At 72.4% G+C, this 26,985-nt stretch carries 23 protein-coding genes; 20 read left to right on the top strand and 3 right to left on the bottom strand.

What is annotated here, in order from left to right:
- Window positions 1-42 precede the first annotated feature (42 nt).
- The 4 genes from BLT82_RS24075 to nusB all read left to right on the top strand — a co-directional run bounded on the left by BLT82_RS24075 (window position 43) and on the right by nusB (window position 3,426).
- Window positions 43-897 (top strand): Pro-rich N-terminal domain-containing protein, encoded by an 855-nt coding sequence (locus BLT82_RS24075; protein ID WP_093658400.1) that lies wholly within the window; start codon window positions 43-45, stop codon window positions 895-897.
- 344 nt (window positions 898-1,241) lie between these two features.
- A complete protein-coding gene (locus tag BLT82_RS24070; RefSeq protein WP_093658289.1) occupies window positions 1,242-2,357 on the top strand; it encodes an aminopeptidase P family protein in 1,116 nt (371 codons plus the stop codon).
- A gap of 71 nt (window positions 2,358-2,428) precedes the next feature.
- On the top strand, window positions 2,429-2,995 hold the full coding sequence (efp, locus tag BLT82_RS24065; RefSeq protein WP_093658287.1) for an elongation factor P: 567 nt from the start codon (window positions 2,429-2,431) through the stop codon (window positions 2,993-2,995).
- A 2-nt stretch (window positions 2,996-2,997) separates the two neighbouring features.
- On the top strand, window positions 2,998-3,426 hold the full coding sequence (gene nusB, locus BLT82_RS24060) for a transcription antitermination factor NusB (RefSeq protein ID WP_093658285.1): 429 nt from the start codon (window positions 2,998-3,000) through the stop codon (window positions 3,424-3,426).
- Between the two features lie 303 nt (window positions 3,427-3,729).
- On the opposite strand, the gene bldD is transcribed toward nusB, so the two are convergent.
- Complete coding sequence (gene bldD, locus BLT82_RS24055) at window positions 3,730-4,230, bottom strand: transcriptional regulator BldD (RefSeq protein ID WP_017945577.1); 501 nt, start codon at window positions 4,228-4,230, stop codon at window positions 3,730-3,732.
- 220 nt (window positions 4,231-4,450) lie between these two features.
- On the opposite strand from bldD, the gene pyrR reads away from it, so the two are divergent.
- From pyrR to BLT82_RS23980, 14 genes are all read left to right on the top strand, one after another.
- A complete protein-coding gene (pyrR, locus tag BLT82_RS24050) occupies window positions 4,451-5,065 on the top strand; it encodes a bifunctional pyr operon transcriptional regulator/uracil phosphoribosyltransferase PyrR (RefSeq protein ID WP_093658283.1) in 615 nt (204 codons plus the stop codon).
- A gap of 87 nt (window positions 5,066-5,152) precedes the next feature.
- Window positions 5,153-6,133, top strand: a complete 981-nt coding sequence (locus tag BLT82_RS24045; protein ID WP_093658281.1) for an aspartate carbamoyltransferase catalytic subunit — start codon at window positions 5,153-5,155, stop codon at window positions 6,131-6,133.
- 3 nt (window positions 6,134-6,136) lie between these two features.
- Window positions 6,137-7,423 (top strand): dihydroorotase, encoded by a 1,287-nt coding sequence (locus tag BLT82_RS24040; protein ID WP_093658279.1) that lies wholly within the window; start codon window positions 6,137-6,139, stop codon window positions 7,421-7,423.
- Window positions 7,420-8,001, top strand: a complete 582-nt coding sequence (locus tag BLT82_RS24035; protein ID WP_093658276.1) for a PH-like domain-containing protein — start codon at window positions 7,420-7,422, stop codon at window positions 7,999-8,001. Before BLT82_RS24040 ends, BLT82_RS24035 begins: the two co-directional genes overlap by 4 nt.
- On the top strand, window positions 7,998-9,164 hold the full coding sequence (gene carA / locus BLT82_RS24030) for a glutamine-hydrolyzing carbamoyl-phosphate synthase small subunit (protein WP_093658274.1): 1,167 nt from the start codon (window positions 7,998-8,000) through the stop codon (window positions 9,162-9,164). The genes BLT82_RS24035 and carA overlap by 4 nt, the downstream gene beginning before the upstream one ends.
- The gene (gene carB / locus BLT82_RS24025; RefSeq protein WP_093658272.1) at window positions 9,157-12,465 is read left to right on the top strand and encodes a carbamoyl-phosphate synthase large subunit; all 3,309 of its coding nucleotides are present in this window, start codon (window positions 9,157-9,159) and stop codon (window positions 12,463-12,465) included. The genes carA and carB overlap by 8 nt, the downstream gene beginning before the upstream one ends.
- Window positions 12,466-12,548: 83 nt before the next feature.
- Window positions 12,549-13,661, top strand: coding sequence for a quinone-dependent dihydroorotate dehydrogenase (locus BLT82_RS24020; RefSeq protein WP_093658270.1), 1,113 nt, complete (start codon window positions 12,549-12,551; stop codon window positions 13,659-13,661).
- Window positions 13,658-14,500 carry an orotidine-5'-phosphate decarboxylase gene (pyrF, locus tag BLT82_RS24015; RefSeq protein ID WP_093658268.1) on the top strand — a complete coding sequence of 281 codons (843 nt, stop codon included), beginning with the start codon at window positions 13,658-13,660 and terminating at the stop codon, window positions 14,498-14,500. Before BLT82_RS24020 ends, pyrF begins: the two co-directional genes overlap by 4 nt.
- Window positions 14,501-14,850: 350 nt before the next feature.
- Entirely contained in the window at window positions 14,851-15,174 is a 324-nt protein-coding gene (locus BLT82_RS24010) for an integration host factor (protein ID WP_093658266.1), read from the top strand.
- Window positions 15,175-15,212: 38 nt separating this feature from the next.
- Window positions 15,213-15,776, top strand: coding sequence for a guanylate kinase (gmk, locus tag BLT82_RS24005; RefSeq protein WP_093658264.1), 564 nt, complete (start codon window positions 15,213-15,215; stop codon window positions 15,774-15,776).
- A gap of 40 nt (window positions 15,777-15,816) precedes the next feature.
- Window positions 15,817-16,089: a DNA-directed RNA polymerase subunit omega gene (gene rpoZ, locus BLT82_RS24000; RefSeq protein WP_093658262.1), complete on the top strand. Its 273-nt coding sequence runs from the start codon at window positions 15,817-15,819 to the stop codon at window positions 16,087-16,089.
- Between the two features lie 136 nt (window positions 16,090-16,225).
- Window positions 16,226-17,428, top strand: a complete 1,203-nt coding sequence (gene coaBC / locus BLT82_RS23995) for a bifunctional phosphopantothenoylcysteine decarboxylase/phosphopantothenate--cysteine ligase CoaBC (RefSeq protein ID WP_093658260.1) — start codon at window positions 16,226-16,228, stop codon at window positions 17,426-17,428.
- A gap of 377 nt (window positions 17,429-17,805) precedes the next feature.
- On the top strand, window positions 17,806-19,029 hold the full coding sequence (gene metK / locus BLT82_RS23990; protein WP_093658258.1) for a methionine adenosyltransferase: 1,224 nt from the start codon (window positions 17,806-17,808) through the stop codon (window positions 19,027-19,029).
- A gap of 286 nt (window positions 19,030-19,315) precedes the next feature.
- Window positions 19,316-21,484 (top strand): primosomal protein N', encoded by a 2,169-nt coding sequence (locus BLT82_RS23980; protein WP_093658254.1) that lies wholly within the window; start codon window positions 19,316-19,318, stop codon window positions 21,482-21,484.
- 165 nt (window positions 21,485-21,649) lie between these two features.
- Here the strand turns inward: BLT82_RS23980 and BLT82_RS23975 are convergent, their stop codons facing one another.
- Entirely contained in the window at window positions 21,650-22,174 is a 525-nt protein-coding gene (locus tag BLT82_RS23975; protein WP_093658398.1) for a hypothetical protein, read from the bottom strand.
- Between the two features lie 220 nt (window positions 22,175-22,394).
- Between BLT82_RS23975 and fmt the strand changes: the two genes are divergently transcribed.
- The gene (fmt, locus tag BLT82_RS23970; protein WP_093658252.1) at window positions 22,395-23,336 is read left to right on the top strand and encodes a methionyl-tRNA formyltransferase; all 942 of its coding nucleotides are present in this window, start codon (window positions 22,395-22,397) and stop codon (window positions 23,334-23,336) included.
- Window positions 23,337-23,436: 100 nt separating this feature from the next.
- Window positions 23,437-24,867 carry an RsmB/NOP family class I SAM-dependent RNA methyltransferase gene (locus BLT82_RS23965; RefSeq protein ID WP_093658250.1) on the top strand — a complete coding sequence of 477 codons (1,431 nt, stop codon included), beginning with the start codon at window positions 23,437-23,439 and terminating at the stop codon, window positions 24,865-24,867.
- Between the two features lie 64 nt (window positions 24,868-24,931).
- Here BLT82_RS23965 and BLT82_RS23960 read toward each other — a convergent pair whose 3' ends face one another.
- The gene (locus BLT82_RS23960) at window positions 24,932-26,878 is read right to left on the bottom strand and encodes a glycoside hydrolase family 5 protein (RefSeq protein ID WP_244292107.1); all 1,947 of its coding nucleotides are present in this window, start codon (window positions 26,876-26,878) and stop codon (window positions 24,932-24,934) included.
- Between the last annotated feature and the right edge of the window lie 107 nt (window positions 26,879-26,985).

The following is a 26,985-nucleotide window of genomic DNA, read 5'->3' as shown; positions in this document are numbered from 1 at the left end:
CGTCCGACCAGCGTGAAGTCGTACGAGACGGAGTGGCACCGGATGCAGCACGCAGTGGGAGCCCCGCTGCCTCCCCACGGCCCGGGACGCGTCCCGGGACCCGAGACCGGGCACGGCCCGGCTGCCGGATGGGAACACCGGGCCCAGCACCCCGGCCCCCCGCCGCCGCAGAGCCCTCCGCCCCCGCAGGGCCCGCCCGCCCAGGGCTGGAGCGGCCCGGCCCCACAGCAGCAGGCAGCGGTGCCGCCCTCGCCGGACACCACGGGCCACGTCTCGCTCCCGCCGGGCGGACCGGTTCCCATACCCTCGCCGCCCCCGCCCGCCGACAACGGCACCGGCACCGCCACGCTCGCGGTCCTGCTGATCGGCCCGGCGGGTGCGGGCAAGACGACCGTCGCCCGGCACTGGGCGCAGCGCCGCCGCGTGCCCACCGCGCACATCAGCCTCGACGACGTGCGGGAATGGGTCTGCTCCGGCTTCGCCGACCCCCAGACCGGCTGGAACGACCAGTCGGAGGCCCAATACCGCCTGGCCCGCCGCACCTGCGGGTTCGCCGCCCGCAACTTCCTGGCCAACGGCATCTCCTGCATCCTCGACGACGCCGTGTTCCCCGACCGCCCCGTCGTCGGGCTCGGCGGCTGGAAGCGGCACGTCGGCCCCGGTCTGCTGCCCGTGGTCCTGCTGCCCGGCCTGGAGATCGTCCTGGAGCGCAACGCCGAGCGCACGGGCAATCGCCGGCTCTCGGACGAGGAGGTCGCCGGCATCCACGGCCGCATGGCCGGCTGGTACGGTTCCGGCCTCCCGATCATCGACAACTCCCAGTGCGACGTGGAGACGACCGCGCGCATCCTCGACGACGTGCTGGCCCGCGCGCTGAAGAGCCCACCGGCCTGGTAGGCACACGCCGGACGAGTGGGGTCGCGCGTCCGCTGCTGGCGTTCCAGGCGGTGCGGATGCGGCTGCCGCACGCCCGCACACCCGCGCGGCCGCTTGCGATGCGGGCGCGGGTGCCACCCGGTGCCCCGCATCGGCCGCCACGCGGTCTCGCAGCCGTGTGCTGCCCCGGACCGCCGTGTCCTGGCCCCGGGCCTCGCGCCGTTCACCGGTCGGCCGGCATGCGACGCGGCAGTGCGCTTCGACGCGGGGTGAGGGGTGCGCCGTCGGCGTGCGGCACCCTCCGAGGGACCCCGCACGGACGCTCTCAAACGGCCGGATCCGCTCCGCGCTCTTAGGCTCGTCACATGTCCGAGGTGTTCGCTGTCCGCCGCAGCCGGCTGCGCGACCGGTGTGTCGCGGCCGGGAGCGCCGCGGCGCTGATCTCCCGGCCCGCCAATGTCCGCTATCTCGCGGGAGGCGCCCCGCCCGGCGCCGTACTGCTGCTGGGCTCCGCAGGGGAGTGCGCCGACGAGCTGCTGTGCCCCACCGCGCCCACCGGTGACCCCGTCGACGGGCGTCTGGACGAGCAGCTGCGGCTGACCGTCCTCCCGGCGCACGGACACGACCCCGTCGTCGCCGCCGCGGAGACCGCCGCGGGTTCCGGCGCCGACGCGCTGGCCGTCGAGGAGAACCACCTCACCGTCGCCCGCCACCGCGCCCTCGGCGCTGTCGCTCCCGGCCTGCGGCTGACCGACCTGGGCGGGGCCGTCGAACAGCAGCGCATGGTGAAGGACGAGGACGAGATCGCCTGCCTGCGGATCGCGGCCGAGATCACCGACCAGGCCCTCGGCGAGCTGCTGGAGTCCATCCTCGTCGGCCGCACCGAGCGCCATCTGGCCCTCGAACTCGAGCGCCGGCTCGTCGACCACGGGGCCGACGGCCCTGCCTTCCCGACCTCCGTCGCCACGGGCCCGAACGCGGGGCGCCGCCGCCACCGGCCCTCCGACCGGCGCGTCGAGGAAGGCGATTTCCTCTCCGTCTGCCTGGGCGCCAACTACCGCGGATACCGCTGCGAGATCGGCCGTACGTTCGTCATCGGCACCACGCCCGCGGACTGGCAGATCGACCTCTACGACCTCGTCTTCGCCGCTCAGCGGGCCGGCCGCGAGGCCCTCCTGCCGGGTGCCGGGTACCGGGACGTCGACCGCGCGGCCCGTCACCTCCTCGACTCTGCGGGCTACGGTGAGGGGCTGTCGCCCCTCACCGGCCACGGTGTAGGACTGGAAATCGACGAGGACCCGCAGCTGGCACCTGCGGCCATGGGTAAACTGGACGCTTGTGTGCCGGTCACCGTCGAACCGGGGGTCCACCTCCCGGGCCGGGGCGGAGTCCGGATCGATGACACGCTCGTCGTGCGCCAGGAGGCGGACGGCGGACCCGAGCTACTCACCATCACGACCAAGGAGCTGCTCGCGCTCTAGCTCCGCTCGCAGCGCGCACCTTCGCTTCTCCTCGGTCGTCCACCAGCGTCAGTCCAGGAGATTCCGCAACCGTGGCCACCACGAACGACCTCAAGAACGGCATGGTGCTCAAGCTCGACAACGACCAGCTCTGGTCCGTCGTCGAGTTCCAGCACGTCAAGCCCGGCAAGGGCCCGGCCTTCGTGCGCACCAAGCTCAAGAACGTGCTCTCCGGCAAGATCGTCGACAAGACCTTCAACGCCGGCGTGAAGGTCGAGACGGCCACCGTCGACCGCCGCGACATGCAGTTCTCGTACATGGACGGCGAGTACTTCGTGTTCATGGACATGCAGACGTACGACCAGCTGCACGTCGCCCGCACCGCCGTCGGCGATGCGGCGAACTTCCTCATCGAGGGCTTCACCGCGACCGTCGCGACGCACGAGGGCGAGGTGCTCTACGTCGAGCTGCCGGCCGCCGTCGAGCTCGTCATCCAGGAGACCGAGCCGGGCGTCCAGGGCGACCGCTCCACGGGCGGCACCAAGCCCGCCACCCTGGAGACCGGCTACACCATCCAGGTCCCGCTCTTCATCACCACCGGTGAGAAGATCAAGGTCGACACCCGTTCCGGCGACTACCTCGGCCGGGTGAACAGCTAACCGTGGCTGCCCGCAACAAGGCCCGCAAGCGCGCTTTCCAGATCCTCTTCGAGGCCGACCAGCGCGGTGCGTCCGTGCAGCAGGTCCTCGCGGACTGGATCCGGCACTCGCGGTCCGACGACCGTCAGCCGCCGGTCGGCGAGTTCACGATGGAGTTGGTCGAGGGGTACGCGGAGCACGCGGCCCGTATCGACGAGCTGATCGCCACCCACGCGGTCGGCTGGACGCTCGACCGGATGCCCGTCGTTGACCGCAACATCCTGCGGCTCGGCACGTACGAGCTGGTCTGGGTGGACGACACCCCGGACGCCGTCGTGATCGACGAGGCGGTGCAGCTCGCCAAGGAGTTCTCCACCGACGACTCGCCGTCCTTCGTGAACGGCCTGCTGGGTCGTTTCAAGGACCTGAAGCCGACCCTCCGCGACGCGTAGGCCACCGGCTGAGCCAGGCCGAGCCGCAAGGGCCCGCAGCACCCCGGGTGCTGCGGGCCTCGGCGTTCCCGGACGCGTACCGGGACGCGTGCCCGGCCATGGCGGATCGCAGGATCACCTCCACGGGGCGGAACACGTCACGCGGGTCGCGGAGCCCGGCTCCGGCAGCCGTTCGCGGGCCTTCCCCGAGCGCGACGCACTGACGGCCGCCCGAGCGGGACCGCACCGGCAGCGGAAACGTCGCCGGGCCGTGGGAGGCAGCCCCTCCCACGGCCCGGCGGCAACGTTTCTGCTGTTGTGGCGTCAGCCCTCTTCGTGGGCGACCGCGCGACGCGCGTCGGCGTCCAGCACGCCCCAGCTGATCAGCTGCTCGGTGAGCACCGACGGCGACTGGTCGTAGATGACGGCCAGCGTGCGCAGGTCGTCCTGCCGGATGGAGAGCACCTTGCCGTTGTAGTCACCGCGCTGGCTCTGGATGGTCGCCGCGTAACGCTGCAGCGGTCCGGCCTTCTCGGCGGGAACGTGGGCAAGACGCTCGAGGTCGAGAACGAGCTTCGGCGGCGGCTCGGCGGCACCGCCCGGCGTGGTGCCGGGAAGGAGCTCCTGCACCGGTACACCGTAGAAGTCCGCCAGCTCGGCCAGGCGCTGCACGGTCACGGCGCGGTCCCCGCGCTCGTACGACCCGACGACGACGGCCTTCCAGCGGCCCTGGGACTTCTCCTCCACCCCGTGGAGCGAGAGCCCCTGCTGGGTACGGATGGCGCGGAGCTTGGCCCCGAGCTGTTTTGCGTATTCGCTGGACATATAGCTCCCCGGACGCTGTATCACGTGCGGCTCGGCCGCGCGGCTGGTCACTCACTGTGAAGGTTACGCAGCGTTACTTGGCTGCGTCAAGCCGAATGGTCCGTACGCCCCTCCCGAGGGGGTGGTCGGGGACCCCTCGCGGACCCTGGTACGGTGGACGGCGCAAATCCGACGTCCTTTAAGGTCCGTCCCGTGAGGCGGAGAAGGAGGTCCGTTTCGTATGGACGCACACACTTCCGACATCGCGCGCCCCGTCCTCGAGGGCCCCGACATCGCGCGGGTACTCACCCGCATCGCCCACGAGATCGTCGAGCGCGCCAAGGGCGCCGACGACGTCGTGCTCCTCGGCATCCCGACGCGCGGTGTCTTCCTGGCCGACCGGCTCGCCGCCAAGCTCGCCGAGATCACCGGCCGCACCATCCCCGTCGGCTCCCTCGACATCACCATGTACCGCGACGACCTGCGGCTCCGTCCCGCCCGTGCCCTCGCGCGCACGGACATCCCGGCCGACGGGATCGACGGTCGCCTGGTCGTCCTCGTCGACGACGTGCTCTTCTCCGGGCGCACCATCCGCGCCGCCCTCGACGCGCTGAACGACATCGGCCGTCCGCGCGCCGTCCAGCTCGCGGTCCTGGTGGACCGGGGCCACCGGGAGCTGCCCATCCGCGCCGACTACGTCGGCAAGAACCTCCCGACGTCGCTGCGGGAGACGGTCAAGGTCCAGCTCGCCGAGGAGGACGGCCGCGACGCCGTGCTGCTGGGCGAGCGGCGCGAGGCGGGGGTCTCCCCGGCCGACGGCCGGGCGGCGGACACCGCGCCGGCCGGCGAGCAGTAGCAGCCCCGCACGGCCCCCGTCCCGCCCTCCGGGCAGCGCTCGCGCGCCCGCATGCCCGCACATCTCCACACCCTGGAGCACACCCAGATGAAGCGTCACCTCATCTCGGCCGCCGACCTCACCCGTGACGACGCCGTCCTGATCCTCGACACCGCCGAGGAGATGGCCCGGGTCGCCGACCGGCCGATCAAGAAGCTGCCCACCCTGCGCGGCCGGACCGTCGTCAACCTCTTCTTCGAGGACTCGACGAGGACCCGGATCTCCTTCGAGGCGGCTGAGAAGCGGCTGTCAGCGGACGTCATCAACTTCGCCGCCAAGGGCTCGTCCGTCTCCAAGGGCGAGTCGCTGAAGGACACCGCGCAGACCCTGGAGGCGATGGGCGTCGACGCCGTCGTCATCCGGCACGGCGCCTCCGGCGCCCCCTACCGGCTCGCGACCTCCGGCTGGATCGACGCCGCGGTCATCAACGCCGGTGACGGCACGCACCAGCACCCCACCCAGTCGCTGCTCGACGCGTTCACCATGCGCCGCCGCCTCGTCGGCCGGGACGCCGGGATCGGACAGGACCTCTCGGGCAAGCGGATCACGATCGTGGGCGACATCCTGCACAGCCGCGTCGCCCGCTCCAACGTGGACCTGCTGCACACCCTCGGCGCCGAGGTCACCCTGGTCGCGCCGCCCACCCTGCTGCCGGTCGGCGTGGGGCACTGGCCCTGCGAGGTCTCGTACGACCTGGACAGCACGCTGCCGAAGAGCGACGCGGTGATGATGCTGCGGGTGCAGCGCGAGCGCATGAACGCGGCCTTCTTCCCGACCGAGCGCGAGTACTCGCGGCGCTACGGCCTCGACGGCGACCGCATGGCGAAGATGCCCGAACACGCCATCGTGATGCACCCCGGCCCCATGGTGCGCGGCATGGAGATCACCGCCGAGGTCGCCGACTCCGAGCGCTGCACCGCCATCGAACAGGTCGCCAACGGTGTGCACACCCGCATGGCGGTCCTCTACCTGCTTCTCGGCGGCAACGAGCCCGCCGTCACCCACGCCCGTACCGAGGAGACGAAGTAACCCATGAGCAAGACGCTTATCCGTGGCGCGAAGGTGCTGGGCGGCGCGGCACAGGACGTACTGATCGACGGCGAGACCATCGCCGAGGTCGGCACCGGGGTCGAGGCCGGCGACGCCACCGTCGTCGAGGCGGAGGGCAGGATCCTGCTGCCCGGTCTGGTCGACCTGCACACCCATCTGCGGGAGCCCGGCCGTGAGGACTCCGAGACCGTCCTCACCGGCACCCGCGCGGCCGCGAGCGGCGGTTACACGGCCGTGTTCGCCATGGCCAACACCTTCCCCGTGGCCGACACCGCCGGCGTCGTCGAGCAGGTGTGGCGGCTCGGCAGGGAGCACGGCTACTGCGACGTCCAGCCCATCGGCGCCGTCACCGTCGGCCTGGAGGGCAAGAAGCTCGCCGAACTCGGCGCCATGCACGACTCCGCCGCCGCCGTCACCGTCTTCTCCGACGACGGCAAGTGCGTCGACGACGCGGTGATCATGCGCCGGGCGCTGGAGTACGTGAAGGCCTTCGGCGGCGTCGTCGCGCAGCACGCGCAGGAGCCCCGGCTCACCGAGGGTGCCCAGATGAACGAGGGCGTCGTCTCCGCCGAGCTGGGCCTGGGCGGCTGGCCCGCCGTCGCCGAGGAGTCGATCATCGCCCGGGACGTGCTGCTGGCCGAGCACGTCGGCTCCCGTGTGCACATCTGCCACCTGTCGACCGCCGGCTCCGTCGCGATCGTCCGCTGGGCCAAGTCCCGCGGCATCGACGTCACCGCCGAGGTCACCCCGCACCACCTGCTGCTCACCGACGAGCTGGTCCGCTCGTACAACCCGGTCTACAAGGTCAACCCGCCGCTGCGCACCGAGCGCGACGTGATGGCGCTGCGCGAGGCCCTGGCCGACGGGACGATCGACATCGTCGCCACGGACCACGCCCCGCACCCGCACGAGGACAAGGACTGCGAGTGGGCCGCGGCGGCGATGGGCATGGTCGGCCTGGAGACCGCGCTGTCCGTCGTGCAGCACACGATGGTCGACACCGGGCTGCTGACCTGGGAGGGCGTCGCCGACCGGATGTCGCACAAGCCGGCCCGCATCGGCCGCGCGGAGGGCCACGGCCGGCCCGTCTCGGCAGGTGAGCCCGCCAACCTCACCCTGCTCGATCCGGCATACCGTGGAACCGTGGACCCCGCGGGCTTCGCCTCCCGCAGCCGCAACACGCCCTACGAGGGCCGTGAGCTGCCGGGGCGCGTCACCCACACGTTCCTGCGGGGCCGCGCGACGCTCATGGACGGGAAGCTGGCGTGACGACACCACTCATCATTCAGGCGGCCGGAGAGGTCGAGCGGAAGTCGGCGGAGGTGACCGACTGGGCCGCACGGCTCGGCTGGGTCGCCGGACTGCTGCTCTTCATCGCCCTCGTCTACTGGCTGATGCGCCAGGGCTGGAAGTGGCGGGGTGAGCTCCAGTCCGGGCTGCCCGAGCTGCCGACCGCCCCCGAGGACGCCGGTGACGCGAAGCTCCGGCTCAGCGGCCGCTACCACGGCTCCACGACCGCCGGGCAGTGGCTCGACCGCATCGTCGCCCGCGGCCTCGGCAACCGCAGCCGCGCGGAACTGACGCTCACCGGCGCCGGGATCGACGTCGTGCGCCCCGGGGCCGCCGACTTCTTCATCCCGGCCGGGGCCCTGCGCGGGGCCCGCCTCGACAAGGGCATCGCCGGGAAGGTCCTGACCGAGGGCGGTCTGCTGATCGTCACCTGGGAGCACGGCGACCGGCTGATCGACTCCGGCTTCCGCTCCGACCGGGCGGCCGGGCACTCGGCCTGGGTCGAGGCAGTCAACTCCATGACCAAGAACGACACGACGGAAGGCGCCGCACGATGACGACCTCCACCAGGGGAACCCGCGTTCCCGCCGTACTCGTCCTGGAGGACGGCCGCACCTTCCGCGGCCGTGCCTACGGGGCCGTGGGGGTGACCTTCGGCGAGGCCGTGTTCTCCACCGGCATGACCGGCTACCAGGAGACCCTGACCGACCCGTCGTACCACCGCCAGGTCGTGGTGATGACCGCCCCGCACGTCGGCAACACCGGCGTCAACGACGAGGACCCCGAGTCGTCGCGCATCTGGGTGTCCGGCTACGTCGTCCGCGACCCCGCCCGCGTCCCCTCGAACTGGCGCTCCCGACGCTCCCTCGACGAGGAGCTCGCCGCCCAGGGCGTGGTCGGCATCAGCGGTGTCGACACCCGCGCCCTCACCCGCCACCTGCGGGAGCGCGGCGCGATGCGCGTCGGAATCTTCTCCGGCAACGCCCTGCCCGACGAGGGCACGATGCTAGCCGAGGTCCGCCAGGCACCCGAGATGAAGGGCGCCGATCTCTCCGCCGAGGTCGCCACGAAGGAGGCGTACGTCGTCCCCGCGATCGGCCCCGACGGCGAAGCCGTACCAGTCGGCTCGGCGAGGTTCACCGTCGCCGCCGTCGACCTCGGCATCAAGGGCATGACGCCGCACCGCATGGCCGAGCGCGGCATCGAGGTGCACGTACTGCCCGCCACCGCCACGGTCGAGGACGTGTACGCGGTCGCCCCCGACGGCGTGTTCTTCTCCAACGGCCCCGGTGACCCGGCCACCGCCGACCACGCCGTCTCCGTCATGCGGGGCGTGCTGGAGCGCCGGACTCCGCTGTTCGGCATCTGCTTCGGCAACCAGATCCTGGGGCGGGCGCTCGGCTTCGGCACGTACAAGCTCAAGTACGGCCACCGCGGGATCAACCAGCCCGTGCAGGACCGTACGACCGGCAAGGTCGAGGTCACCGCGCACAACCACGGCTTCGCCGTGGACGCCCCTCTCGACAAGGTCTCCGAGACCCCCTACGGCCGCGCCGAGGTCTCCCACGTCTGCCTCAACGACGACGTGGTGGAGGGCCTCCAGCTGCTCGACCAGCCGGCCTTCAGCGTCCAGTACCACCCCGAAGCGGCCGCGGGCCCGCACGACGCCGCATACCTGTTCGACCGCTTCGTCTCCCTGATGGAGGGCCAGCGTGCCTAAGCGCACCGATATCCAGTCCGTCCTGGTCATCGGCTCCGGCCCGATCGTCATCGGTCAGGCAGCCGAGTTCGACTATTCCGGCACCCAGGCCTGCCGGGTCCTCAAGTCCGAGGGCCTGCGCGTCATCCTGGTGAACTCCAACCCGGCGACGATCATGACCGACCCGGAGATCGCGGATGCCACGTACGTGGAGCCGATCACCCCCGAGTTCGTCGAGAAGATCATCGCCAAGGAGCGCCCCGACGCGCTCCTGCCCACCCTCGGCGGCCAGACCGCGCTCAACACGGCGATCTCCCTCCACGAGGCCGGAACGCTGGAGAAGTACGGCGTCGAGCTGATCGGTGCCAATGTCGAGGCCATCAACAAGGGTGAGGACCGCGACCTCTTCAAGGAGGTCGTCGAGGCCGTCAACCGCAAGATCGGCCACGGCGAGTCCGCCCGCTCGGTGATCTGCCACTCCATGGACGACGTCCTCAAGGGCGTCGAGACCCTCGGCGGCTACCCCGTGGTCGTCCGCCCCTCCTTCACCATGGGCGGCGCGGGTTCCGGCTTCGCGCACGACGAGGACGAACTGCGCCGCATCGCCGGCCAGGGCCTGACCCTGTCGCCCACCACCGAGGTGCTCCTGGAGGAGTCCATCCTGGGCTGGAAGGAGTACGAACTGGAGCTGATGCGCGACAAGAACGACAACGTCGTGGTCGTCTGCTCCATCGAGAACTTCGACCCCATGGGCGTGCACACCGGCGACTCGATCACGGTCGCGCCCGCGATGACCCTGACCGACCGCGAGTACCAGGTCCTCCGCGACATCGGCATCGCCGTCATCCGCGAGGTGGGCGTCGACACCGGCGGCTGCAACATCCAGTTCGCCGTCGACCCCGAGGACGGCCGGGTCATCGTCATCGAGATGAACCCACGGGTGTCCCGCTCCTCCGCCCTGGCCTCCAAGGCAACCGGCTTCCCGATCGCGAAGATCGCCGCCCGGCTCGCCGTGGGCTACACCCTCGACGAGATCCCCAACGACATCACGGAGCAGACGCCGGCCTCCTTCGAGCCGACGCTCGACTACGTGGTCGTCAAGGCTCCGCGCTTCGCCTTCGAGAAGTTCCCTTCCGCGGACAGCACGCTCACCACGACCATGAAGTCCGTGGGCGAGGCCATGGCCATCGGCCGCAACTTCACCGAGGCCCTGCAGAAGGCGCTGCGCTCGCTGGAGAAGAAGGGCAGCCAGTTCGACTTCGTCACCGAGCCCGGCGACAAGGACGAGCTGCTGCGCGCGGCGGGCCGCCCGACCGACGGCCGGATCAACACGGTCATGGAGGCCATCCGCGCCGGGGCCACTCCGCAGGAGGTCTTCGAGGCCTCGAAGATCGACCCCTGGTTCGTCGACCAGCTCTTCCTGATCAAGGAGATCGCCGACGACCTGGCCGCCGCCGAGAAGCTCGACCCCGAGCTGCTCGCCGAGGCGAAGCGCCACGGCTTCTCCGACGCCCAGATCGGCGGCATCCGCGGGCTGCGCGAGGATGTCGTCCGCGAGGTGCGCCACGCGCTGGGCATCCGCCCGGTCTACAAGACCGTCGACACCTGCGCCGCCGAGTTCGCCGCGAAGACCCCGTACTTCTACTCGTCCTACGACGAGGAGTCCGAGGTCGCCCCGCGCGAGAAGCCCGCGGTGATCATCCTGGGGTCCGGCCCGAACCGCATCGGCCAGGGCATCGAGTTCGACTACTCCTGCGTCCACGCCTCCTTCGCGCTCCACGACGCCGGCTACGAGACCGTCATGGTCAACTGCAACCCCGAGACGGTCTCCACCGACTACGACACCTCCGACCGGCTGTACTTCGAGCCGCTCACCCTGGAGGACGTCCTGGAGATCGTGCACGCGGAGCAGCAGGCCGGTCCGGTCGCCGGCGTGGTCGTCCAGCTCGGCGGACAGACCCCGCTCGGTCTCTCGCAGGCCCTCAAGGACAACGGCGTCCCGATCGTGGGAACGTCCCCCGAGGCCATCCACGCGGCCGAGGACCGCGGCGCCTTCGGCCGCGTCCTCGCCGACGCCGGCCTCCCCGCGCCCAAGCACGGCACCGCGACCACCTTCGCCGAGGCCAAGGCCATCGCCGACGAGATCGGCTACCCGGTGCTCGTCCGGCCGTCGTACGTGCTCGGCGGCCGCGGCATGGAGATCGTGTACGACGAGACCCGCCTGCAGGCGTACATCTCGGAGTCCACCGAGATCGGACCCGACCGGCCGGTCCTGGTCGACCGCTTCCTCGACGACGCCATCGAGATCGACGTGGACGCCCTCTACGACGGCTCCGAGCTGTACCTCGGCGGCGTCATGGAGCACATCGAGGAGGCCGGCATCCACTCCGGCGACTCGGCCTGCGCCCTCCCCCCGATCACGCTCGGCGGCTTCGACGTCAAGCGGCTGCGTGCGTCGACCGAGGCCATCGCGCGCGGAGTCGGGGTGCGCGGACTGATCAACATCCAGTTCGCGATGGCCGGCGACATCCTGTATGTGCTGGAGGCCAACCCGCGCGCCTCCCGCACGGTCCCGTTCACCTCGAAGGCGACCGCCGTGCCGCTGGCCAAGGCCGCCGCCCGGATCTCGCTGGGCGCCACCATCGCCGAACTGCGCGAGGAGGGCCTCCTGCCGGCCCAGGGCGACGGGGGCACCCTCCCGCTGGACGCCCCGATCTCCGTCAAGGAGGCCGTGATGCCGTGGAGCCGCTTCCGCGACATCCACGGACGCGGTGTCGACACGATCCTCGGCCCGGAGATGCGCTCCACCGGCGAGGTCATGGGCATCGACAGCGTCTTCGGCACGGCGTACGCCAAGTCGCAGGCCGGGGCCTACGGGCCGCTGCCCACCAAGGGCCGCGCCTTCATCTCCGTCGCCAACCGCGACAAGCGTTCGATGATCTTCCCGGCCCGCGAGCTGGTGGCGCACGGCTTCGAACTGCTCGCCACCTCGGGCACCGCCGAAGTGCTCAAGCGCAACGGAATCCACGCCACCATCGTGCGCAAGCAGTCCGAGGGCGAGGGTCCCGGTGGCGAGAAGACCATCGTCCAGCTCATCCACGACGGCCAGGTCGACCTCATCGTCAACACCCCGTACGGCACGGGCGGCCGTCTCGACGGCTACGACATCCGCACCGCGGCCGTGGCCCGCGGCGTGCCGTGCCTGACGACGGTCCAGGCGCTCGCGGCCGCCGTCCAGGGCATCGACGCGCTCAACCTCGGCGGGGTGGGCGTCCGTTCGCTCCAGGAACACGCGGAACAGCTGATCGCGGCCCGCGACTAGCAGCCCACGAGGGGGACACCGAACCGGTGTCCCCCTCTTCGTGAGGACACCGTCCTCGTGAGGACACACAGGACACCACTGAGATGTACAAGTTCTTCTTCAACCTGGTCTTCAAGCGGATGGACCCGGAAGCGGCCCACCACCTCGCCTTCCGGTGGATCCGGCTCGCGGCCCGCGTCCCGGTGCTGCGCACGTTCGTCGCCGCCGCGCTCGCACCCCGCTACGAGGAACTGCGCACCGAGGCCCTCGGCCTGCGGATGCACGGCCCCTTCGGCCTCGCCGCCGGCTTCGACAAGAACGCCGCCGCCATCGACGGCATGTCGATGCTCGGGTTCGACCACGTCGAGATCGGCACGGTCACGGCACAGGCCCAGCCGGGCAACCCCAGGAAGCGCCTCTTCCGTCTCGTGCCGGACCGCGCGCTGATCAACCGGATGGGCTTCAACAACGACGGCTCCGCGGCCGTCGCCGCCCGGCTCGCCGCCCGCCGGGAGGTCTTCCGCACGGTCGTCGGCGTCAACATCGGCAAGACCAAGGTCGTCCCCGAGGCGGAGGCCGTCGGCGACTACGTCACCTCCACCGAGCGGCTCGCCGCCCACGCGGACTACCTCGTGGTCAACGTCAGCTCGCCGAACACCCCCGGCCTGCGCAACCTCCAGGCCACCGAGGCCCTGCGCCCCCTGCTCAGCGCGGTGCGCGAAGCCGCCGACCGCACCGTCACCGGCCGCCGCGTCCCCCTCCTGGTCAAGATCGCCCCGGACCTCGCCGACGAGGACGTGGACGCCGTCGCCGACCTCGCCGTCGAACTGGGCCTCGACGGCATCATCGCCACCAACACCACCATCGCCCGCGACGGTCTCGGCCTGAAGTCGGATCCGGCGCTGGTCAAGGAGACCGGCGGGCTCTCCGGCGCCCCCGTCAAGGAACGCTCCCTGGAGGTGCTGCGCCGCCTGTACGCACGGGTCGGCGACCGCATCACCCTGGTGGGCGTCGGAGGCATCGAGAACGGCGAGGACGCCTGGCAGCGCATCCTGGCCGGCGCCACGCTCGTCCAGGGCTACAGCGCCTTCGTCTACGAGGGCCCCTTCTACGCCCGGGCCGTGCACAAGGGCCTGGCCGCACGACTGGCCGCGAGCCCGTACGCCACCCTCGCCGAGGCCGTCGGCGCCGAGACCCGAAAGGCAGCCACCGCATGAGCCCTCTGGAACCGTTCGGCACCCGCCTGCGCCAGGCCATGGACACCCGTGGGCCGCTGTGCGTCGGGATCGATCCGCACGCCTCGCTGCTCACCGCCTGGGGGCTGAACGACGACGTCAACGGCCTGGAGCGGTTCACCCGCACGGTGGTCGAAGCGCTCGCCGACCGGGTCGCCGTCCTCAAGCCGCAGTCCGCGTTCTTCGAGCGCTTCGGCTCGCGCGGGATCGCGGTGCTGGAGAAGGCGGTGGAGGAGTCCCGGGCCGCCGGGGCGCTGGTCCTGATGGACGCCAAGCGCGGCGACATCGGCTCCACCATGGGCGCCTACGCGGAGGCGTTCCTCCGGAAGGACTCGCCGCTGTTCTCGGACGCCGTGACGGTCTCGCCGTACCTCGGGTTCGGTTCGCTGCGCCCGGCGCTCGACCAGGCCGTCCTGAGCGGCTGCGGGGTGTTCGTCCTGGCGCTCACCTCCAACCCGGAGGGCGCAGAGGTCCAGCGCGCCACGGCGTCCGGCGGCGGCTCGCTCGCCCAGCTCATGCTGAACCACATGGCGGACGAGAACGCCGGGGCGGACCCGATGGGCTCGGTCGGCGCCGTGGTCGGTGCCACGCTGGGCGACGCGGGCGTGGACCTGGACATCAACGGCCCGCTGCTCGCGCCGGGCATCGGCGCCCAGGGCGCCACTCCGGCCGACCTGCCGGGCGTCTTCGGCGCCGCCGTGCGCAACGTCGTGCCGAGCGTCAGCCGCGGCGTCCTGCGCCACGGGCCGGACGCCGCCGCCCTGCGCGGGGCCGCTGAGCGTTTCGCCGACGAGATCCGTGTGGCGGTCGCCGGCGCGTGACCGGCCGCGAGGGACGTCCGGGAGTCCGTTCGGAGGCCCTGAGGGGCTCTCCGGAGCGGAGCCCGGCCCTCCGAGGGCCCTGCCGAGTCGTTCGGCGGGGCCCTCATCTGCGCCTTCGACCGATGCTTTCTTGACAGAAACCGGGTCGGTATGTCTGGAATATCCAGGTCGGCCGATGCTGACCAGGACTTTTCCGCTGTTCTCGCTGACTGGAGCGGTCTCGGCCGCTAGTCTCCGTCGAGAGTCAGCGATGCAACGGCCACTGCGTTGTTCGTTGCTCGCCTGGTGTGGGCCGACTAGGTTCCTCACCGGTCCGTATCCGACAGTTCGACATCCGAGGTGACGTAGGCGTGGCTCTTCCGCCCCTTACCCCTGAACAGCGCGCAGCCGCGCTCGAAAAGGCCGCCGCGGCTCGCCGGGAGCGGGCCGAGGTCAAGAATCGACTCAAGCACTCCGGCGCCTCCCTCCACGAGGTCATCAAGCAGGGCCAGGAGAACAACGTCATCGGCAAGATGAAGGTCTCCGCCCTGCTCGAGTCGCTCCCCGGCGTCGGCAAGGTCCGTGCCAAGCAGATCATGGAGCGACTGGGCATCTCCGAGAGCCGCCGTGTGCGGGGTCTCGGCTCGAACCAGATCGCGTCGCTCGAGCGTGAGTTCGGCGGCGGCGCCGCCTGACGTTCCCGGGCACTCCCGAGAACCTGGATAATCGCTGCATGGCAGCAGAGGCACGTCCGCGGCTGACCGTGCTCTCCGGCCCTTCCGGGGTCGGCAAGAGCACGGTCGTCGCCCATATGCGCAAGGTCCACCCCGAGGTCTGGCTCTCGGTGTCGGCCACCACCCGGAAGCCGCGCCCCGGCGAACGTCACGGTGTCCAGTACTTCTTCGTCGGCGACGACGAGTTCGACAAGCTGGTCGCCAACGGCGAGTTGCTGGAATGGGCAGAGTTCGCGGGCAACCGCTACGGCACTCCGCGCCGTGCGGTCCAGGAGCGCCTGGAGGCCGGTGAACCAGTGCTCCTGGAGATCGACCTCCAGGGCGCACGCCAGGTCAAGGAATCCATGCCGGACTCCCAGCTGGTCTTCCTGGCTCCGCCGAGCTGGGACGAATTGGTCCGCCGCCTCACCGGCCGCGGCACCGAGGCTCCCGAAGTGATCGAGCGGCGTCTCGAGGCGGCGAAGGTCGAGCTGGCGGCGGAGTCGGAGTTCGACACCACCCTGGTCAACACCTCCGTCGAGGACGTCGCGCGTGAGCTGCTAGCCTTGATGGAAGTTGTCTGATCTTTCTGTTTTCCCCGTAGTTTCTTCGGAAGGCTAGAGCGTGTCCTCTTCCATGACCGCGCCCGAGGGCATCATCAACCCGCCGATCGACGAGCTGCTCGAGGCCACCGACTCGAAGTACAGCCTGGTGATCTACGCGGCCAAGCGCGCGCGTCAGATCAACGCGTACTACTCGCAGCTCGGTGAGGGTCTCCTCGAGTACGTCGGTCCGCTGGTGGACACCCACGTGCACGAGAAGCCGCTGTCGATCGCCCTGCGCGAGATCAATGCGGGGCTGCTGACCTCCGAGGCCGTGGAGGGCCCGGCCCAGTAGTCCCGGCCCGGGACCGGCTGCGGCCGTCCCGGCAAGCATGCGGCACTGTCACCACAGGCCCGGCGGAGCATCCGCCGGGCCTGTGGTGTGTCATAGAGGCGATACGTATCGCCATCGGTGGGGAGCGGGAGACGCAGTGGACAAGCCGAAGGTCGTTCTGGGTGTCAGCGGCGGCATCGCCGCCTACAAGGCGTGCGAGCTGCTGCGCCGGCTGACCGAGTCCGGACACGACGTCCGGGTCGTGCCCACCGGCTCCGCGCTCCAGTTCGTCGGTGCCGCGACCTGGTCGGCCCTGTCGGGGCACCCGGTCTCCACCGAGGTCTGGTCGGACGTCCACGAGGTCCCGCACGTGCGGATCGGGCAGGGCGCCGACCTCGTCGTCGTCGCCCCGGCCACCGCCGACATGCTCGCCAAGGCGGCCCACGGACTGGCGGACGACCTGCTGACGAACACCCTGCTCACCGCCCGCTGCCCGGTCGTCTTCGCCCCCGCGATGCACACCGAGATGTGGGAGCACCCCGCCACCCAGGAGAACGTGGCGACGCTGCGCCGCCGCGGCGCGGTCGTCGTCGAACCCGCCGTCGGCCGGCTCACCGGTGTCGACACGGGCAAGGGCCGGCTGCCCGAGCCCGGCGAGATCTTCGAGGTCTGCCGCAGGGTGCTGGCCCGTGGTGCGACGGCCCCCGATCTCGCGGGCCGCCATGTGGTGGTCAGCGCCGGCGGGACCCGTGAGCCCCTGGACCCGGTCCGCTATCTGGGGAACCGCTCCTCCGGCAAGCAGGGCTACGCGCTGGCCCGTACCGCTGCCGCCCGCGGGGCCCGGGTGACGCTGATCGAGGCCAACACCGGCATGTCCGACCCGGCCGGCGTCGACGTGGTCCACGTGGGCACCGCGGTGCAACTGCGCGAGGCCGTGCTGAAGGCCGCTCCCGACGCCGACGTGGTGGTGATGGCCGCCGCCGTCGCCGACTTCCGCCCGGCGGTGTACGCCGAGGGCAAGATCAAGAAGAAGGACGGGCACGAGCCGGCGCCGATCGCGCTCGTGCGCAACCCGGACATCCTCGCGGAGATCTCCGCCGACCGGGCCCGCCCCGGGCAACTGGTGGTGGGTTTCGCCGCCGAGACCGACGACGTGCTCGCCAACGGCCGGGAGAAGCTGCGCCGCAAGGGCTGCGACCTGCTCGTCGTCAACGAGGTGGGGGAGCGCAAGACCTTCGGCTCCGAGGAGAACGAGGCCGTGGTCCTGGCCGCGGACGGCGGTGAGACGCCCGTTCCGTACGGCCCCAAGGAAGGGCTCGCGGACACCGTCTGGGACCTGGTGGCCGCCCGGCTGGTGTGATCCGTCCGGATGCGCGACCGCCGTGCGGCCCCGTCACCGGAACACACGGCTCCGCCCCGGAGACGGGGTGTGACGAAGTGCTCACCCGGTGGGGCGGGTCGGTGGACACGCCCGGCTCGGGTGAATCCGGGATGAATTCCTCATCCCTCGCAAAGGCGGCGCCAAATCCGGCGAAACCAGTCCTTCCGGCCGCGCGCGGTCGCCGCCGGCGACCCGGGGACGGGTGATTCGGCCCACGGTTGGCAGCCCAGGGTGCGAGACGCTGGTCCGGTCGCCGGGAGTGCCCGATAAACTGTCCCTCGGAACGACGCGGGGCGCAGCCCCCCGGCCGGTCCGCCAATGATCAGCCAGCAGCCGCTGCAACCCCAGGGAGCGTTGTGTCCCGTCGCCTGTTCACCTCGGAGTCCGTGACCGAAGGTCACCCCGACAAGATCGCTGACCAGATCAGCGACACCATTCTCGACGCACTGCTTCGCGAGGACCCCACGTCCCGTGTCGCCGTGGAGACCTTGATCACCACCGGCCTGGTGCACGTCGCGGGCGAGGTGACCACCAAGGCGTGGGCGGACATCCCCACGCTGGTGCGCAACAAGATCCTCGAGATCGGCTACGACTCCTCGAAGAAGGGCTTCGACGGCGCCTCCTGCGGTGTCTCCGTCTCCATCGGCTCCCAGTCGCCCGACATCGCCCAGGGTGTGGACACGGCCTACGAGAGCCGGGTCGAGGGTGCCGCCGCGGGCAGGGACGCGGACGAGCTCGACAAGCAGGGCGCCGGCGACCAGGGCCTGATGTTCGGGTACGCCTGCGACGAGACCCCCGAGCTGATGCCGCTGCCGATCTACCTCGCGCACCAGCTGTCCCGCCGACTCTCCGAGGTCCGCAAGAACGGGACCATCCCGTACCTGCGTCCGGACGGAAAGACCCAGGTCACCATCGAGTACGACGGCGACAAGGCCGTCCGCCTCGACACGGTCGTGGTGTCCTCGCAGCACGCCTCCGACATCGACCTGGACTCGCTGCTCGCGCCGGACATCCGCGAGTTCGTCGTCGAGCACGTGCTGAAGCAGCTCGTCGAGGACGGCATCAAGCTGGACACCGACGGCTACCGGCTGCTGGTCAACCCGACCGGGCGTTTCGAGATCGGCGGCCCGATGGGCGACGCCGGCCTCACCGGTCGCAAGATCATCATCGACACCTACGGCGGTATGGCCCGCCACGGCGGCGGCGCGTTCTCCGGCAAGGACCCGTCCAAGGTGGACCGCTCGGCCGCCTACGCGATGCGCTGGGTCGCCAAGAACGTCGTCGCGGCCGGTCTCGCCTCCCGCTGCGAGGTGCAGGTCGCGTACGCGATCGGCAAGGCCGAGCCCGTCGGCCTGTTCGTGGAGACCTTCGGCACCGCCGCGGTCGACGTGGAGAAGATCGAGAACGCCATCGGCGAGGTCTTCGACCTCCGCCCGGCCGCGATCATCCGCGACCTCGACCTGCTCCGCCCGATCTACGCCCAGACCGCCGCCTACGGTCACTTCGGCCGCGAACTGCCCGACTTCACCTGGGAGCGCACGGACCGCGTCGACGCGCTGCGCGCGGCGGCGGGCCTCTGACGGCACCCGCTCCGCGCGAAGGCCCCGGACCGGACGGCGGTTTCCAGGACTCGTCGCAACAGGTGGTCGTGTTGATCAGGCCGCGAGCGGTTCATGCAGGCGCTCGGCTGGGGTTTCCCGGCCGAGCGTTTTGCGTGGGCGGCGGTTGAGCTGGTCGGCGACGGCGGCCAGGTGATCGGGGCGTGGACGGACAGGTCCGGGGGCCTCGCGCGTTCGCCGGGCGCCGGCCGGGAGGACGGTACTCGGGCCCGGGGCGCTGTCGGTGCCGTCTGGTAGGAATGTGGCTGTGAGCAGCGACGACGAAGCCTCCGAGCGGACCGGGGACGGTTCGCCGGAGCAGCTTGCGCTCATCCGGGAGACCGTGCGGAAGGCCGGCAGACCACGGGCCAAGCCGCGCACCTGGCGAGGGGCGGCCCTCGCGGCGGAGCGCCCGGTGGCCCGGGTCGTGGTGAACAAGGGCGTGCTGCACCTCGACCAGTACTTCGACTACGCGGTCCCCGAGGAACTGGACGAGGCCGCACAGCCCGGCGTCCGCGTCCGGGTGCGCTTCGGCGCCGGATCCCACCAGGTCCGGGAGGGCCGCCGGGAAGGCGGCCGGCTGATCGACGGGTTCATCGTCGAGCGACGGGCCGACTCCGACTACTCGGGCCCGCTCGCCGCCCTCGCGGACGTGGTCTCGCCCGAGCCCGTGCTCGGCCCCGGTCTGCTCGGTCTGGCCAGAGCGGTCGCCGACCGGTACGCGGGCAGTCTCGCCGACGTGCTGCAGCTCGCCGTCCCGCCCAGGAGCGCCCGCGCCGAGTCCCGGCCGTCGCCCGCTCCGCTGCCGCCCCCGGCGGCGCCGGAGCCGGGATCCTGGAGCCGGTACGCGCAGGGGCCGGCCTTTCTGCACGCCCTGGCGGGAGGGGGAGCGCCGAGGGCCGTGTGGACGGCACTGCCGGGCCCGCACTGGGCCGGCGAGCTGGCGGGAGCCGTCGCGGCGACCCTCTCGTCCGGCCGGGGTGCGCTGGTCGTCGTCCCGGACGGGCGGGCCGCCGCACGGGTGGACGCGGCCCTGACCGCACTGCTGGGCGAGGGACACCACGCCGTGCTCACCGCGGAAGCCGGCCCGGAGAAGCGGTACGGGCAGTGGCTCTCCGTGCTTCGCGGCTCGGTGCGGGCCGTGGTCGGGACGCGGGCGGCGATGTTCGCGCCGGTCCAGGACCTCGGGCTGGTCGCGATATGGGACGACGGCGACTCCAGCCACAGCGAGCAGCACGCGCCGCTGCCGCATGCGCGGGAGGTGCTCCTGCTGCGTGCCGCGCACGAGCGCTGCGGATTCCTGCTGGGCAGCGTGAGCTGCACGGTCGAGGCCGCCCAGCTCGTCGAGACCGGCTGGGCGCGGCCGCTGGTGGCGGACCGGGAACAGGTGCGCCGCGCCGCGCCCCTGATCCGCACGGTCGGCGACGGCGAACTCGCGCGCGACGAGGCGGCCCGGGCCGCCAGGCTGCCGTCGCTGGCCTGGCAGACCGTGCGGGACGGCCTGCGCACCGGCCCCGTGCTGGTCCAGGTGCCCCGTCGCGGCTATGTGCCGAGGCTCGCCTGCGAGCGCTGCCGGGCGCCCGCGCGCTGCGGGCACTGCTCAGGTCCGCTGGAGGCCCCGCGGGAACAGGACCTCGCCTGCGGCTGGTGCGGCCGGGACGCCGCCGGCTGGCACTGCGCAGAGTGCGGCGGGGCAAGGCTGCGCGCCCGGATAGTGGGGGCCCGGCGCACGGCGGAGGAGCTGGGGAGGGCGTTCCCCGCGGTGCCGGTGCGGACGTCGGGGCGGGACCACGTCCTGGACTCGGTGCCCGACCGTCCCGCGCTCGTGGTCAGCACACCCGGCGCGGAGCCGGTCGCCGACGGCGGCTACGCGGCCGCGCTGCTGCTCGACGGCTGGGCCATGCTCGGGCGGCCCGACCTGAGGGCGGGGGAGGAGGCGCTGCGGCGCTGGACGGCGGCTGCCTCGCTGGTACGCGGACAGGCTGAGGGCGGCACGGTCGTCGTGGTCGCCGAACCCACGCTGCGTCCCGTCCAGGCCCTGGTGCGGTGGGACCCCGTCGGCCATGCCCAGCGCGAGCTGGCCGACCGCGCCGAACTGGGCTTCCCGCCGGTGTCGCGGATGGCTTCGGTGACCGGGCGGGCGGAGGCGGTGGCGGACTTCCTGGCCACGGCCGCCCTGCCCGCCGACGCCGAAGTGCTGGGGCCGGTGCCCCTTCCACCGCCCCCTCCCGGGCGGCCCCGGCGGCCGGGCGACCCTCCCCCGGATTCTCCGGGGGGAAGCAGGCCGGGCGAGCATGGGGAGCGCGCCCTGCTGCGCGTACCGCCCGGCAGCGGGGCCGCCCTCGCCGCCGCCCTGAAGTCCGCCCAGGCCACCAGGCTCGCGCGGGGAGGCGGCGATCCGGTACGGATCCGGGTGGATCCTCCGGACATCGGCTGACGGGCGACCGGGCGGCCACGGTCGCACCACCGGGGCGCGCTCTCGGGCGGCATCGTGACCTGCCCGGCAGCGGCACGACGCGGAGCGCCGTCCGGTCCGGGGTCGCCTTCCGCACGGCAGCGCCCCGGCGCACCGCGAAGGTGTGCCGGGGCGGACGGGGAGGAGTCAGCCGTTGCGCGGGCCGGGGAAGGCGCTCGGGCGGACCTCCTCGCGGAGCGGGTGGGCGCCGGGCCCCGGCTGCGGCGGCATGGAACGGGCCGCCGGAACCGCGGGGGCGACGGGCATCGTGCGGGTCGCGCCCGGCTCCGGTTCCGTGGGCACGGCGGTGGCCGGCTGCGGCGTGGTCCGCCGCGAGCCGTAACGGCGGTGCACCGCCTGCTTGGTGACGCCGAGCGCCGAGCCCACCGCGTCCCACGAGAAGCCCAGCGAGCGGTCGAAGTCGACCGCTGCGGTCACCAACGTCTCCACGCTGTCCCGCAGTTCCTGGGCCAGACGCACGGTCGGGGCGGGCGCCCGGCCGTAGACGACGAAGCCCGTGGACGGGCCGGAGCGGCGCGGACGGTAGACGTTCCCCAACTGAGCCGTGAGCGTGCGCAGAGCGTCCACCTGCCGGCGGACCCGCTCGATGTCCCGCACCAACAGATGCAGACTCGCCCGGGCTTGGGCGTCGTGGGTTGCGTGGTCGGCCATGAACAAGCCTCTCGAACCGGCGTTGAAAAGGTCGGGCCGCACCGGCGGCCCGCTTCGGTCAATCTCTCTTGACAACGCGCCACCAGGCGATCTGGTCACGCTGCGGAGGTGCAAGCGCACATGCGCGGGGCGCGCACCAGTCCGCGCGCCCCCTGTCGGTGCGGCCAAATAGACTGGTGCGTCGCGCGATCACCCCGGCACACAGAGCGAGGTATTACCAGTGAAACTTGTCTTCGCAGGCACCCCCGAGGTCGCCGTCCCCGCCCTGGACGCCCTGATCGCCTCCGGCCGCCACGAGGTGGCGGCGGTCGTCACCCGTCCGGACGCCCCCGCGGGCCGCGGCCGCCGTCTGGTGGCCAGCCCGGTCGCCCAGCGCGCGCAGGAGGCCGGCATCGAGGTCCTGAAGCCCGCGAAGCCCCGAGACGAGGACTTCCTCGCCCGGCTGCGCGAGATCGCGCCGGACTGCTGCCCGGTGGTCGCCTACGGTGCGCTGCTGCCGCGGACGGCACTGGACGTCCCGGCCCGCGGCTGGGTCAATCTGCACTTCTCGCTGCTGCCCGCCTGGCGCGGAGCCGCGCCGGTGCAGCACGCGATCCTCGCGGGCGACGAGATGACCGGCGCCTCCACGTTCCTGATCGAGGAGGGCCTGGACTCGGGCCCGGTCTACGGCGTGATCACCGAGCACGTGCGGCCGACGGACACCAGCGGCGATCTCCTCACCCGGCTCGCCTTCGCGGGCGCCGGGCTGCTGGCCGCGACCATGGACGGAATCGAGGACGGCACGCTGAAGGCCGTGCCTCAGCCGGCCGACGGCGTCACCCTGGCGCCGAAGATCACCGTCGAGGACGCCCACGTGGACTGGCACGCGCCCGCCCTCCGTATCGACCGCCTCGTGCGCGGCTGCACTCCCGCGCCCGGTGCCTGGACGGTCTTCCGCGGCGAGCGGCTGAAGCTGATCAACGTCCAGCCGCTGCCGGACCGCACGGAGCTGGCACCCGGCGAGCTCTCGGTGGGCAAGAACCACGTGCACGCCGGCACCGGTTCGCACGCCGTCGAGCTCCACTGGGTCCAGCCGCAGGGCAAGAAGCCGATGCGTGCCGCCGACTGGGCCCGTGGCGTGCGGATCGCCCCGGGGGAGACCCTCGGCTCCCAGGCGCAGTGATCGCGAGCGGGGTCCCGGGCGGTACCGGGGCAGGGACGGGGACGCCCGGCCGGCCGACGTAGGCTGAAGGGGTTCGACCCTTCCGAAACGCGGAGCACCTTTGAGCCAGCAGAGCCGTCGCCGTCCCTCGCAGCCCTATCGCCCCCCGAAGAAGGACCCGGTGCGGATCCTCGCCTTCGACGCGCTGCGGGCCGTGGACGAGCGCGACGCGTACGCCAACCTCGTCCTGCCGCCGCTGCTGCGCCGGGCGCGTGAGCAGGGCGACTTCGACAGCCGGGACGCGGCGCTCGCCACGGAGCTGGTGTACGGCACCCTGCGGCGCCAGGGCACCTACGACGCGATCATCGCCGAGTGCGTCGACCGGCCGCTGCGCGAGGTCGACCCGCCCGTCCTCGACGTGCTGTCGCTCGGCGCGCACCAGCTGCTTGGCACGCGCATCCCGACGCACGCCGCGGTGTCGGCGAGCGTCGAGCTGGCCCGGGTCGTCCTCGGCGACGGCCGGGCCAAGTTCGTGAACGCCGTGCTGCGCCGGATCTCGCAGCACGACCTCGACGGCTGGCTGGACCGCGTCGCGCCGCCCTATGACGAGGACCCCGAGGACCATCTCGCCGTCGTCCACTCCCACCCCCGATGGGTCGTCTCGGCGCTCTGGGACGCGCTGGGCGGCGGCCGGGCCGGGATCGAGGACCTGCTGGAGGCCGACAACGAGCGGCCCGAGGTGACGCTGGTCGCCAGGCCGGGCCGGTCCTCCACCGGCGAGCTGCTCGATCTGCTCGGCGAGGAGGGCGGACTGCCCGGACGCTGGTCGCCGTACGCCGTTCGACTCGCCGAGGGCGGGGAGCCGGGCGCGCTCGATCCCGTGCGGGAGGGCCGTGCCGGGGTGCAGGACGAGGGCAGTCAGCTCGTCGCGATCGCTCTCGCCGGCGCGGCGCTGGAAGGCCGGGACGAGCGCTGGCTCGACGGCTGCGCCGGGCCGGGCGGCAAGGCGGCGCTGCTGGGCGCACTGGCCGCGGGGCGCGGGGCCGCGCTGGTCGCCGCCGAGAAGCAGCCGCACCGGGCCCGTCTCGTCGAGCGCGCGCTGGCCGGCAACCCCGGCCCGTACCAGGTCGTGACCGCCGACGGCACGCGTCCGGCCTGGCGGCCGGGCACCTTCGACCGCGTCCTCGTCGACGTGCCGTGCTCGGGTCTGGGCGCCCTCCGCCGCCGGCCCGAGGCCCGCTGGCGCCGCCGCCCCGAGGACCTGGACGGCTTCGCCCCGCTCCAGCGGGCCCTGCTCCGCGAGGCGCTGGAGTCGGTCCGGGTGGGCGGGGTGGTCGGATACGCCACGTGCTCGCCCCATCTCGCCGAGACGCGCGCGGTCGTCGACGACGTGCTGGAGGCACGCGACGGCTCGTTCGGGGCCGAGTGGATCGACGCCCGACCCCTGATGCCGGGGGTACCGGCCCTCGGCGACGGACCGGACGTCCAGCTGTGGCCTCATCTCCACGGAACTGACGCCATGTACCTGGCGCTCCTGCGCCGAACGGCCTGACCCTCGCGCCGCGACGGCCGCTGCCACCACGACCGGGGACGCGAGAGGCGGCGGCCCGGCCGGCTCAGCGCAGCGCGCGGCACAGCAGCGCGACCGGGCTTCGTGACGAGCCCAGACGGCCGGTGTACGCGATGCCGGCGGCGTACTCGTCGCCGGCGCACTGCCCCTTGTGGTGGCCGTGGGCGAAGTCGCCCCCGCCGGCCGCCGGCGGGCGGTTGTCGGACCGGTCGAACCACACGGTCCGGCCCGCCGTCCCCGGAACCCCGCCCGCCTCGACGCACAGGGCGGCGGAGACGGCGGCGCCGCGCACGCTGTAGCCGGCGAGGAAGTACCGCGGCGGGCACTGGAGCTTGGTGTATCCGGAAGCCCAGTCGCGGCCGGGTTCCACGTGCCGTTCGTCGCGGACGATCTCGTGGGCGCCGGCGGACGCGCCGAGGCCCCGGGCCCCGGCGTCGGAGCACAGCCCCCGGTTGCCCGTGTGGCTCAGCCCGACCAGCCGCTGGTCGTCCGGGCACGCCGCCTTGCGCGCGCCCGGGTCCCAGTCCGGCAGGGCGCGCATGCGCAGGGACTGGACGAAGTCGCCGTGGTCCGGGCTGAGCATCGACCAGCGGTCCACCGGGGCCACCCGGCCCGTCCTGCCGGGTGCCTCGACCAGCCGCCTCCAGGGCTCGGCGCGCCAGTCGTCCCCGTCGAAGAGGCCCGCCCGCCGCCCTGCCGAGTCCCAGTGCAGCAGTGCCCAGCCGTTGCCCTTCCGGTCCTCGTGCCAGCCGACGAGCGGCCAGTAGGCGAAGTCGGCGTCCGCATCGACGAGGAAGTCGACGAAGTGGTCGAACCACGCGCGCTGCTTCGCCCCGGTCTCCTGGCGCCCGCCGACGCCGAACTCGCTGATCCAGACCGGCGCGGTGAAGTGCCGGTCGGTCTGTGCGGCGACGTAGAAGGCCTGCCGGCGCAGCACGTCGTACAGCTCGGAGCGGCCGAAGTCGCGGTAGCGGGGGTCGGACGTCTCGCCGAGGCCCGTGGCGCCGCTGTGGTTCGGCCCCGTGTAGTCGTAGAAGTGGGCCGAGTACACGAGCTTCCCGGATCGCACCAGGGTGTGCGAGAGCCGCTGGACGGGCTCGAGGGTGGGTCGTTCGTGGGGGAATCCGTCCACGGGGATCCCGGTCCAGTTGATTCCCTCGACGATCACCAGCAGGTCCGGGTTGGCCTCCTGGAGGATCCGGTCCCCGAGGCGCTGGGACGCCGCGAACCAGTCGTGCCGGTCTCCGAGCCCCCAGTTGGGGTCGTCGAGCACGGAACGGCGGACCTCGTTGTAGAGATCGGCGCCGACGACGCGGGGGTTGTCACGGTAGCGGCGGACCATGACCAGCCAGTCGCTCTCCCAGGTCTCGGCGCTCTGGGACGAGTTCCACCGCTCGTTGCCGTCGACGCCGCAGCACCAGCGCGTGGTGTTGGTGTGGTTGTTGAGGATCACCGCGAAACCGGCGTCCGTCAGGGCCTTGACGGCGGCGTCGTAGACCTGGAGCGGGGTCATCCCCTTCAGCGAGGGGTTGGCCGCCACCGAGGCGTCCGCGACCGGGCGGGTGTCGTGGACCATCTCGTTGGAGAACGGCAGCCGGACGCTGTTGAGGCCGAGTTCGCGGAAGCCGGCGACGATCTCGGACAGGGGAGCGCGGTCCAGGCCCAGCGGCATCCGGTCCGACTTCTCCCCGGCGTGGTTGTTCGCCGGGTCGTCGGGGCTCCCCGAACCGGTCCAGGTGCCGCTGGCCCCGTGCCAGTTGCCCGACTTCAGCTTGAACCGGTCGCCCTCGGCGTCGACGACGTACCGGCCGCGGGTGCTGAGCGGTGGGGTCCACTCCGGTACCGGCGGGACCACGGAGGGTCCGGAGGCGTTCCCGGCCCGTGCGGAGGGAGCGGCCCCGTCCCCGGCGGCTGCCGGGGACGGGACGGGCGCGGCCGCCAGGGTGCACAGCAGCGCCAGGGCCGACAGCGGCCTGAGCAACGACCTCGTCACCAACACCCGCACCCCCGTCGTGCGCGCCCCGGCCCGCGAGCGCGCGATTGGCATGTCTGCGACATGATGTCGGGCGCACGGCGGGTTGACCAGTGCGCCCGCCCGGC

The sequence above is a fragment of the Streptomyces wuyuanensis genome (assembly GCF_900103455.1).
In the GTDB taxonomy this organism is placed as follows: Bacteria; Actinomycetota; Actinomycetes; order Streptomycetales; family Streptomycetaceae; genus Streptomyces; species Streptomyces wuyuanensis.
Note: the sequence above shows the minus strand (reverse complement) of the source record. Positions and strands in the feature narration are given on the sequence as shown.

Bases quoted from the DNA above. Each gene is read 5' to 3' on its own strand.
- bldD (WP_017945577.1), bottom strand. From the start codon at position 4,230: ATGTCCAGCGAATACGCAAAACAGCTCGGGGCCAAGCTCCGCGCCATC.
- BLT82_RS24040 (WP_093658279.1), top strand. From the start codon at position 6,137: ATGAGCAAGACGCTTATCCGTGGCGCGAAGGTGCTGGGCGGCGCGGCA.
- BLT82_RS24045 (WP_093658281.1), top strand. From the start codon at position 5,153: ATGAAGCGTCACCTCATCTCGGCCGCCGACCTCACCCGTGACGACGCC.
- BLT82_RS24075 (WP_093658400.1), top strand. From the start codon at position 43: ATGCAGCACGCAGTGGGAGCCCCGCTGCCTCCCCACGGCCCGGGACGC.
- BLT82_RS23975 (WP_093658398.1), bottom strand. From the start codon at position 22,174: ATGGCCGACCACGCAACCCACGACGCCCAAGCCCGGGCGAGTCTGCAT.
- BLT82_RS24070 (WP_093658289.1), top strand. From the start codon at position 1,242: ATGTCCGAGGTGTTCGCTGTCCGCCGCAGCCGGCTGCGCGACCGGTGT.
- carA (WP_093658274.1), top strand. From the start codon at position 7,998: ATGACGACCTCCACCAGGGGAACCCGCGTTCCCGCCGTACTCGTCCTG.
- BLT82_RS24020 (WP_093658270.1), top strand. From the start codon at position 12,549: ATGTACAAGTTCTTCTTCAACCTGGTCTTCAAGCGGATGGACCCGGAA.
- pyrF (WP_093658268.1), top strand. From the start codon at position 13,658: ATGAGCCCTCTGGAACCGTTCGGCACCCGCCTGCGCCAGGCCATGGAC.
- gmk (WP_093658264.1), top strand. From the start codon at position 15,213: ATGGCAGCAGAGGCACGTCCGCGGCTGACCGTGCTCTCCGGCCCTTCC.
- pyrR (WP_093658283.1), top strand. From the start codon at position 4,451: ATGGACGCACACACTTCCGACATCGCGCGCCCCGTCCTCGAGGGCCCC.